Genomic DNA, 10,731 nt, shown 5'->3' on the forward strand with positions numbered 1-10,731 from the left:
CAAGTGGCTAACTTAAACTTGAAATTTAAGATATAGGAATCACGTTAAAAATTCTATAATCATCGTTTTTGATTCGGACGAAAGAATGATTTTGAAAATTTAATCTACTTCATCAGTAAGTTCAGTGTAATTGTGCTAAAATAGGTTTAAAGTAATTCGAAAACCGAAATAAGAGGTGTCACTATGCGAACAGTCTTTAGTTATGCGCTAAAGTATAAATGGCTGATCATCCTCGGGCTTTTACTTATGTTTGTAGAGCTTGCGGTGGAGTTAATTCAGCCGTTATTTATCCAGGGGGTAATCGATGACGGGATTGCAGAAAATAATTTAAATACCGTTTGGTTTTATTTAGGTCTGATGTTATTTGCATCGATCATTTCAACTATTGCCGGTATTTTTAACACATATTTATCGAGCTTTGCAACGAATGCATTTGGTAATGACTTACGAAATGCGATTTTTAGACGTGTCCAACGTTTTTCGTTAGAGACGTTATCAAAATTTAACGGTTCGACGCTAATTACGAGACTCACTCAAGATGTTTTAATTTCTGAGATGTTACTATTTATGGGAATGCGTATATTACTACGTGCACCGCTTCTCGTTATAGGGTCGTTAGTGATGTCATTTGTCGTGAACGTAAAACTCGGCTTTTACTTAACACTATTGACACCGATTTTACTCGTCTTTTTATATATCGTTGCGAAAATGGGAGCGACTATTTTCAGTCGTATTCAAAGACGTCTCGATAAGATTAACCGCTTCTTCCAAGAGAATTTAAGCGGGATGCTTTTAATTAAAGTAAATAACCGTGCAGAATATGAATCGAATCGTTTTAGTGGTATTGCAGGTAAACTACGCGATGATATGATTTTTGGACTTCGATTAATGGAGTCGATCTTACCGGTTCTTTTACTCATTATGAACGGAAGTTTACTGCTCGTACTTTACGTATCGTCTGACTTATTACAGACGAGTTCAGTACAAGTCGGTGAAGTCGTCGCTGTTATTAACTACGCGTTAAGAATGCAAGGCGGATTTTCTATGTTTAGTTTCTTAATTATTTCTGCGACGCGTGCGAAAGCTTCAGCAGACCGTATTAGTGAAGTGTTACATGCAGATATTACTGAAGCAGAAACTGCTAAGAAAATCGATAACAATGAAGGTGCATCTGTAGAGTTTAAAAATGTGACATTTAAATACGTGAACAGCGTTTCAAATATATTAGAAGACATCTCGTTTAAAGTTGATAAAAATGAAACACTCGTCATTATGGGGGCGACTGGTTCTGGTAAAAGTTCACTCGTGAATCTTATACCAAGACTATATGATCCACAGCACGGAGAAGTGTATGTCGACGGTAAAAATGTGAAAGATTGGAACGTCAATGAATTACGAGAACTCATTGGATACGTTCCGCAGTCAGCAGTGTTATTTACCGGTACAATTTTTGAAAATATGCTCTGGGGAGACGAATTTGCGACAGAAGCTGACGTCTATGATGCGACGAAAAAAGCACAAGTTCACGACAACATTATTCGTTTTGATCATCAATATAGCACACAAGTCGGTCAACGCGGCGTGCAGTTATCTGGTGGACAAAAACAACGTCTATCTATTGCACGTGCACTTTTAAAGCGTCCCTCTGTCCTTATATTAGATGACTCAACGAGTGCGTTAGATAGAACGACTGAAAGTAGTTTATGGGAAAAGATGAGTGATTTAAATGTCACGAGAATTATTATTACGCAAAAAATTTCAACCGCACAAACTGCGGATAAAATACTTCTTCTTGAAAAAGGAAAAGTATCAGCAATTGGTACACACGATTCACTCCTGAAAGAATCAGAGTTATATCAATCGATTGTAGAAAGCCAAAAGACGGGAGGGTCGTTTGATGATTAAATTTATAAGAGAACCTTTCGGTTTAAAACCAATATTAAAAAAAGAAGATATTGGTAATAAAGGAAACCATAATCAGCAACGTGCATCGAATATGTCTGGTACGTTAAAGCGACTCTGGAAGTTTATGAGAGATGAACGTTACAAAGTATTACTCGTTATAATTATCGTTGTCATTACGAGTTTACTCGGTATCATCGGTCCGTTTTTAGTTGGTCGAGCGATCGATAACTATCTCGTACCAAAAGAGTTTGATGGGTTTGTAACTCTATTACTCGTATTACTCGGTGTATATGTACTTCATAGTATTTCGACGTTAGCACAGTCGTTTATTATGGTTGGCGCGAGTCAACGTACAGTATTTAATATGAGATATCGATTATTTAATCATATGCAGTATTTACCGATCGACTTTTACAATAAACGTCAACAAGGGGAGTTAATGAGTCGTATGACAAACGACATCGAGACGATTTCTCAAACGTTAAACTCCTCGTTCATACAGTTTACGACGTCTGTAATTACACTTATCGGTACAATTTCAGTCATGCTGTACTTAAGCCCGTTACTTACAATACTTACGCTTACAATCATTCCGTTATTATTTGTTCTGGTAAAGTATATAACAAACCGTACGCGTCCGTTATATAGAATACGTCAAAGAAGTACTGGGGAGTTAAACGCTTATATCGAAGAAGTAATTTCTGGTCAAGAAATCGTTAAAGCATTCTCTCAAGAAGATTATGTTATCGATCAATTTGAAAAGAGAACGAGAAACTTACGTGACGTCACATTTTGGGCGAACCTTTACAGTGGTATGATTCCTAAAATTATGAACATGTTAAACAACTTAAGTTTTACAATCGTTGCAGGTATCGGTGGGATACTCGCACTAACGACAGATACTGTAACAGTTGGTATTATCGTCGTATTCGCTGAATATGCGAGACAATTTACACGTCCACTCGCAGATCTAGCGAACCAGTTTAACCAAGTACTTTCTGCAATCGCAGGGGCAGAACGTGTATTCCATATTATCGATACTGAAACAGAAAAAGATGACGGTACGATTACAGATAGAGATTTAAACGGTCATATCGAGTTTAAAAACGTCGTATTTAGTTACGACAAAGATCAAAAGCGTCCGACAATTAACGATGTATCGTTTGACATCAAGCCAGGTGAATCGATTGCGTTAATCGGTTCAACAGGTGCTGGTAAAACGACGATCGTACAATTATTGAATCGATTTTACGAAGTTGACAAAGGTGAGATTTTAATCGACGGAGAAAACATCGAAAACTATAAGCGACACGTCTTAAAAGAAAACAGTGCGTTCGTCCTACAAGATCCGTTTATATTTAACGCATCGATTAAAGAAAACGTTCGATTCGGTAAGCTAGACGCGACTGATGAAGAAATTATCGAAGCATGTAAAAATGCGAACGCTCATGATTTTATTATGGAACTTGAATATGGATATGACACAGTGATCGACGGAGAAAATCATGCATTATCTGTCGGAGAGCGTCAACTTATATCAATCGCACGTGCGTTTATACGTAACCCGAACATATTATTACTCGACGAAGCGACTTCAAGTATCGACACGATTACAGAGTTAAAAATTCAAGAAGCATTAGAAAGCTTAATGAAAGGTCGTACGTCTATAATCATCGCACACCGATTAAATACAGTGCGCGCAGTCGACCGTTTAATCGTATTAGAACATGGTGAAATTATTGAATCCGGAAGTCATAAAGAACTCCTCGACCAAAAAGGTGTATATTATAAAATGGTGAACGGATAGTAATATTCAATGATATACTTTATAATAGTGACATACTAAAAATAAAAGGTGAGTTATAATGGCAACTAAAGATGAAATTGTAGCAGCTGCAAAAGAAGTCGGTAAAATGATTTCGGAAACTGAAGAAGTAAAATTCTTTGAAAAGGCAGAGGCGAAAATTCACGAAAATAAAGAAATCCGTGAAAAGATGGCAAGTTTACGTTCACTGCAACAACAAGCAGTAAACTTCCAAAGTTACGGGAAAACACGTGCATATGAACTTGCACAAGAAAAAATTGACGTACTCGAAAAAGAACTTGACGATATGCCAATCGTTCAGCAATTTATCGATGCGCAAGAAAATGTAAACGACATTTTACAAATGGTGTCACATGCGATTAGTAGTTCAGTGACATATGAAATCATCGAGCGTACAGGTGGAGATCACTTAGAAGGTGAAACTGGTGCTGCGATGAACAATAAAGCAAGTAAAGACGTTGAGTAAGGGAGTGGCTAGAGCCACTCTTTTTTTCATAAAAAAGAGATATGATTAATATCATATCTATAGGAATCAGTATTTATTTAAATATTTTATTCAATGTATTATCGAAATCTGCTTTTGTGATATTTATATTGAGTTCTTTATATTTATCATTCATTAACATAAAATATAGAGAGTTTTTAGCGAACATTGATCCACCTCATAATAATCAAAAAAAGAGAGTTTATTTTGTAAGTCGCCTCTCTTACGACTTTTCTCAACTCAGAATCTTTTGTTTATAGTCAATATGATTCTTTGACTCTTCTATAATTATTATTATATAAAAAATTAATATACAAAGCAAGTAAAGACGTTGAGTAAGGGAGTGGCTAGAGCTACTCTTTTTTTCATGGTATAATTTAAGTCATATTAATGGTTAGGATGAGTGTATATGTCGAACGTTACTCCGATGATGAAACAATATTTATCGATTAAAGAAAACTATCAAGATGCCTTTTTATTTTTTAGACTTGGTGATTTTTATGAGTTGTTTTATGACGATGCAGTTGAAGCGGCTAAGTTGTTAGAAATTACGTTAACTGCGAGAGATAAAACGAGTAAAGTACCGATGGCAGGTGTACCGCATCATTCTGCGACGCGCTACATTGAAAAACTCATTAACTTAGGTCATAAAGTCGCGATTTGTGAACAGATGGAAGATCCAAAGCTCGTAAAAGGTATGGTGCAACGTGAAGTCGTTCGCGTCATTACACCGGGAACGTTAATCGATGATTTTGGTATCGAACAAGATGAAAGTAACTATATTTTATCACTATATGTAAATAAAGATACGTACGAAGTCGTTTACGGAGATATTTCGACGGGTGATATGTATCAATTTAAAACGAAAGACACAGATACGTTAAACACTCAATTATCACGTATAAATGCGAGAGAAATCGTGACGACAAATGACGGAGAAACTGTACTTAAAAACATGTTTACAGAACCACCGTTAATCACTGTCGTAGAACATAGTGAAGAGAATGCTCATACACAGTTACTATCTTATATAGAAACTCAAAACAAACAAAAACTAACACATTTAAAAGATATTGTAGAGATCAATGTCGACTTACATTTAAAGTTATCTCAGTCGACGATTAGTAACTTAGAGCTCGTTGAAAATCTTCAAACTAAAAAGCAAAAAGGGTCGTTATATTGGTACTTAAATCAAACAGAAACACCGATGGGGCGACGTAAACTGAAGCGTTTAATAGAATCGCCACTAATAGACGTTAACGAGATTAAAAACCGTCAAGACGTCGTTCAAGTGTTACTCGACAATTTTATCGAGCGTGAAGATATAAAAGCTGCGTTAAATAACGTCTATGATATCGAAAGACTGACAGGTCGAATGAGTTTTGGAAATATCGACGTAAAAGGATTTGTAGAACTTAGAGATTCTTTAGAAGGCTTACCTGACGTGTACCGATTACTTTCATCGATTGGTTTAATTGATAATGTGTTATTTAAAGACTTTGACGTGTTAAGTGACGTCTACTCAATGCTAAAAGTATTAAAATCTGACGCACCAAAGACGATTCGTGAAGGTAATATTTTTGAATCAGGTGTTAGTGAAAAGCTCGACGAGTTAAGAGATTTACAACATAACTCAAGAGAGTGGTTAGAAAATTATTTAGAAACTGAAAAGAAAAGAACGAACATTAAAAATATGAAAATCGGTTTTAACAAAGTGTTCGGATACTTTTTAGAAATCTCAAAAGGACAAGCAGCGACATTTAACGCTGAAAACTTTGGTTATGACCGTAGACAAACGTTAACGAATTCAGAGCGCTATATTACACCAGAGTTAAAAGAAATGGAAGATAAAATACTAAAAGCAGAAGATGAAAGTGTCATCTTAGAGTATGAAATGTTCGTCGAGTTACGTGACAGCGTCAAATTACACACGGCAAGACTACAGCGTACGAGTGAACAACTGTCTATACTTGACTGCTTAATTAGTTTTGCAGACGTTTCTAATACGCACCAACTCGTTCGACCAACGTTTACGGACGGGAAATTAGAAATTATCGATGGAAGACACCCAATCGTTGAAAAGATGCTCGGAGAAAGAACGTACGTACCAAATGACGTCGTTATGGATAACGATACGTTTATTTATTTAATTACTGGACCGAATATGAGTGGTAAAAGTACGTATATGCGTCAAGTTGCGATGATTACAATTATGGCGCAAATCGGTATGAACGTACCAGCATCGTCATGTAAGATACCTGTATTTGACGCAATATTTACGAGAATTGGTGCGAGTGACGATCTATCGAGTGGTAAATCAACATTTATGATAGAAATGATGGAAGCGAATGATGCGTTAAAACACGCGACAAAGAATAGTTTAATTATATTTGATGAACTTGGAAGAGGTACGAGTACGTACGACGGCATGGCACTCGCTGAAGCGATGTTAAAGTATATTCATAATCATATCGGCGCGAAAACACTATTTTCAACGCACTACCATGAACTGACGAATTTAGACGCGTCACTGCATCACTTAATGAACGTGCACGTTAAAGCGTCAGAAAAGAACGGTAAACTTGAGTTCCAACATAAGGTGGAAAAAGGTGCAGTTGAAAAGAGTTACGGTATACAAGTAGCAGAACTCGCAGACCTTCCAAGAGAAGTGACGATTGAAGCGAGAAAAGTTTTAAAACGTTTAGAAGAAGCGAACTACGATAAGAAAGAAGACGTCACACAACTTGAATTATCGTTAGAAGAAGACACAGAAACGTTTAGTGTTGTAGAAGAAAAAATCAAAGCATTAAACGTAAATCATATGTCACCGATAGAAGCGTTGACATTACTGAGTGAACTTCAAGACGAACTAAAGTAAAGAGGGGATTATATGGAGAGAGTCCACGTACTAGATCCAGTTATCCAAAATAAGATTGCGGCTGGTGAAGTAGTCGAACGTCCAAGTTCGATCGTTAAAGAGCTCGTTGAAAACTCTATAGATGCGAAATCGACTTCGATTGAAGTGTTTATTGAAGAGAGCGGACTAAAAATGATACGTGTCGTCGATAACGGCGAAGGTATTGACGACAGAGATAGTCGTTTAATATTTGAGCGTCATGCAACAAGTAAAATCGCAGAAGACTACGATCTATTTGAAATTCGTTCGATGGGGTTTCGAGGAGAAGCTCTCGCGAGTATTGGAGCGGTATCTAAAGCGACGGTTGAAAGTTATCGTAAAGATAGACAACCGTTTAAACTCGAGTATAGCGGTGGTCGCGAAGTAAATTACACAGATGGTAAATCACGTATCGGGACAGTAGTTACGATTGAAGACTTATTTTTTAATACACCGGCACGCTATAAATATATTAAGAGCTTACAAACTGAAGCGGGTCGTATTATCGATATTATGCAGCGTTTTAGTTTTAACCATCCGCATATTCAGTTTAAATTAGCATTTGACGGTAAAGTTCGTTTTCATACAAAAGGAAATGGAAATTTACAAGAAGTCATTTCTGATGTGTACGGACTAAACGTCGCGAGACATAGTGTAAAAGTGGAAGCGAAAACTCCGGATTATAAATTATCCGGATTTATCGTTCGACCAGAAATTACGAGAAGTAACAAAAACTATATTAACCTTGCGATCAACTCGCGTATTATTAAAGATTTTAGACTCGTACAAAGTGTAGTCGAAGCGTATCATACACTACTACCAAAAGATAAATATCCAGTCGTTATATTAAATATCGACATGGATCCAAAACTCGTTGACGTAAACGTCCATCCAGCGAAAACTGAAGTCCGACTGTCTAAGTTAAAAGAGTTACAACAATTAATCGAACAGACGATTCGTGAGGAATTACGTTCTGAACGTCTCATTCCAGAAATCGAAGCGCGTGAGAAAACTGAAAAGCCAGTGATGACACAAAACGTGTTTGATTTTTCATCACACCGAGTGTTTGACAGTTCATTTAAAGATTATAAAAGGGAAAACACATTTTCAAATAATGAAAACAATACTAAAAATAATTTTGATATTCATACGGAAAAAAGAGATGAAGTATCTTATGTGAATACGCCAATTGAAGAGCATATGAGTCATTCACGAGAGTCGTATGATGATTATAACTATTCAAAATTACCGTATTTAGAAATCGTCGGTCAAATTCACGGCACGTATATCGTCATGCAAAACGATGAAGGTATGTACTTAATGGACCAACATGCCGCACAAGAGCGTATTAAGTATGAGTATTTCTATGAAAACATTCAAAATAGCGATGAGCGTGTACCTTTACTGTTACCATATCATTTCGAGTTTTCATATGACGACGTCATTCGAATCGATGAAAAACTAAAAGATTTAAAAGCGCTCGGCTTTAATATTGAAAAAACGGGTATTAAGCAATATACAGTGACAGAATATCCGTCGTGGATATTAAAAGACGATCCAGAAGGAGATATCGAGTCGGTCATTGATTTTATCTCGAATACTGATGAGTTTTCAGTCAATAAATATCGTGAAGAGATGTCGATTATGATGAGCTGTAAACAATCGATTAAAGCGAATCATTATTTAGATTTAACGCAAATGCGTGCATTATTAAAAGATTTATCTCAGTGTAAGTCACCATATACATGCCCACACGGTAGACCTGTCATTATTAAGTGGACAACGTATGAAATTGAAAAAATGTTTAATCGTATTATGAAGTAAGAGGTGTTTATTAAATGAAACAACAACTCGTCTATACGCGAAATGAAGCGATTGACGTAAAAGTATATGAACCAGAAAATCCAAAAGCCGCGATGTTACTCCTTCACGGAATTTCAGAGCATAGTGGACGTTATGATTATCTTTTAAACTTCTTTAAAGAGCATGACATATACTGCGTTGTATATGATCATAACGGACACGGTTCAAGAGATAAAGGAAATCGCGGAGAAATAGGAAGTTTTGAGACGCTCGTTCGAGATGCAAAAGACGTCTACGACTCACTTCCAGAAGATTTACCGAAATTTGTCATCGGGCATTCGATGGGGAGTATCGTTTTAAGATTATTACTCTCAACAATTCAACCAACAGGTGCAATCATTGTAGGAACAGGTAATCGTACGTCGCCGATGGAGATGATTGAAACAGCATTCGTTAACGGTGTCGCTAAAGTATTACCAGACGCTAAGAGCTTATTTATTAATCGTCTCGCATTTTCTGGATTTGATCGTCAAGTGGATGGAACAGCGAGAAATAGATGGATTAGCAAAAACTATGAAAACGTCGTGAACTACAACAAAGATCCATTATCTGGTCATCCGGTATCGATTAATACGTTTAAAGCTGTGAACAATGCGATTTTTGCAGTAAATAGTGAAGCAGTTATTGGACACTATAGTAAAGACACAAACTTTTTGTTAATTAGCGGTAAAGATGATCCATTTAGTCATAACGGTAGAGACGTTGAAGTGCTAGATGCGACTTTAAAAGCGCACGGATTACACACAAAATCCGTATTATACGAAGGATATCGTCATGAAATTTTAAACGAAGATATTAAAAATGACGTCTACCGTATGATTTTAGAGTGGATGGACACGGTAATCGATGGAGAATAACCAAAAAATAATCTGTCTCGTCGGGCCGACTGCTGTTGGTAAAACAGATATGTCGATTAAAATCGCAAAACGATTTAATTTAAACGTCATTAGTGGCGACTCGATGCAAGTGTACAAAGGGATGGATATCGGAACTGGTAAAATCTCTTGTGAAGAGATGGACGGTGTTCGCCATGAAATGATCGATATTTTATCACCAGAAGAAGAATTTTCTGTAAAAGAATTTCAAACGAGAGTCAGAGAGTTAATGGAACGTGAATATAAAAACGATAATATTCCATTTATCGTTGGTGGTACTGCGTTTTACATCCATGCGCTTATTAACGATTTTCAATTTGACGATGAAGATCATAAAGAGAAAGAAGCACGTGTACAGTATTACGAAACGTTTTCTAATGATGCATTGTTTGAGAAAGTAAAAGCATTAAATGAAGACGTTCATATTAACAATCGTAAACGTATGATACGTGTACTCGTAAAACATGATTTAGGTGCGAAACCGTCACATGATACTGAAGAAAAATACGACGCGTTAATTATCGGATTATATGACGATAGAGATGTCTTATACGAACGTATCAATGAGCGAGTCTTAACGATGATGAGTGAAGGACTTGAAGAAGAAGTAAGTAACCTCTTTGAAACGTATGACTTATCTAAAACAGCACTTGGAGCAATTGGTTATCATGAATTCATCGATTATTTTAACGGAAAAAAATCGCTAGATAAGGTAATCGAAGATATTCAACAAGATTCACGACGATACGCGAAGCGTCAATTGACATATTTAAGAAATAAATTGAGTGTGGAATGGTATAAAGTCGGTACTGATGAAGCGGAGATATTTGAGAGAATAGAGACATTCATAAAAAAGTCTCATTGATCATAAATCAATGAGACT

The 10,731-nt window shown here is 36.4% G+C and carries 7 protein-coding genes; all 7 read left to right on the plus strand.

Features of this window, described 5'->3' with window-relative positions; genetic code table 11:
- Nucleotides 1–183 precede the first annotated feature (183 nt).
- The gene (locus HMPREF2767_RS01045) at nt 184–1,905 is read left to right on the plus strand and encodes an ABC transporter ATP-binding protein (protein WP_070622229.1); all 1,722 of its coding nucleotides are present in this window, start codon (nt 184–186) and stop codon (nt 1,903–1,905) included.
- Complete coding sequence (locus tag HMPREF2767_RS01050; RefSeq protein ID WP_070622231.1) at nt 1,898–3,712, plus strand: ABC transporter ATP-binding protein; 1,815 nt, start codon at nt 1,898–1,900, stop codon at nt 3,710–3,712. The genes HMPREF2767_RS01045 and HMPREF2767_RS01050 overlap by 8 nt, the downstream gene beginning before the upstream one ends.
- 58 nt (nt 3,713–3,770) lie before the next feature.
- Nucleotides 3,771–4,196 carry a YlbF/YmcA family competence regulator gene (locus tag HMPREF2767_RS01055; protein ID WP_070622233.1) on the plus strand — a complete coding sequence of 142 codons (426 nt, stop codon included), beginning with the start codon at nt 3,771–3,773 and terminating at the stop codon, nt 4,194–4,196.
- Between the two features lie 427 nt (nt 4,197–4,623).
- Nucleotides 4,624–7,092, plus strand: coding sequence for a DNA mismatch repair protein MutS (gene mutS, locus HMPREF2767_RS01060; RefSeq protein ID WP_070622235.1), 2,469 nt, complete (start codon nt 4,624–4,626; stop codon nt 7,090–7,092).
- A gap of 12 nt (nt 7,093–7,104) precedes the next feature.
- Complete coding sequence (gene mutL, locus HMPREF2767_RS01065) at nt 7,105–8,934, plus strand: DNA mismatch repair endonuclease MutL (RefSeq protein ID WP_070622237.1); 1,830 nt, start codon at nt 7,105–7,107, stop codon at nt 8,932–8,934.
- A gap of 14 nt (nt 8,935–8,948) precedes the next feature.
- Nucleotides 8,949–9,830, plus strand: a complete 882-nt coding sequence (locus HMPREF2767_RS01070) for an alpha/beta fold hydrolase (RefSeq protein WP_070622239.1) — start codon at nt 8,949–8,951, stop codon at nt 9,828–9,830.
- A complete protein-coding gene (gene miaA, locus HMPREF2767_RS01075; RefSeq protein WP_068128066.1) occupies nt 9,820–10,713 on the plus strand; it encodes a tRNA (adenosine(37)-N6)-dimethylallyltransferase MiaA in 894 nt (297 codons plus the stop codon). The genes HMPREF2767_RS01070 and miaA overlap by 11 nt, the downstream gene beginning before the upstream one ends.
- Nucleotides 10,714–10,731: the final 18 nt, after the last annotated feature.

Source organism: Nosocomiicoccus sp. HMSC067E10 (genome assembly GCF_001810835.1).
GTDB classification, from domain to species: Bacteria; Bacillota; Bacilli; order Staphylococcales; family Salinicoccaceae; genus Nosocomiicoccus; species Nosocomiicoccus ampullae_A.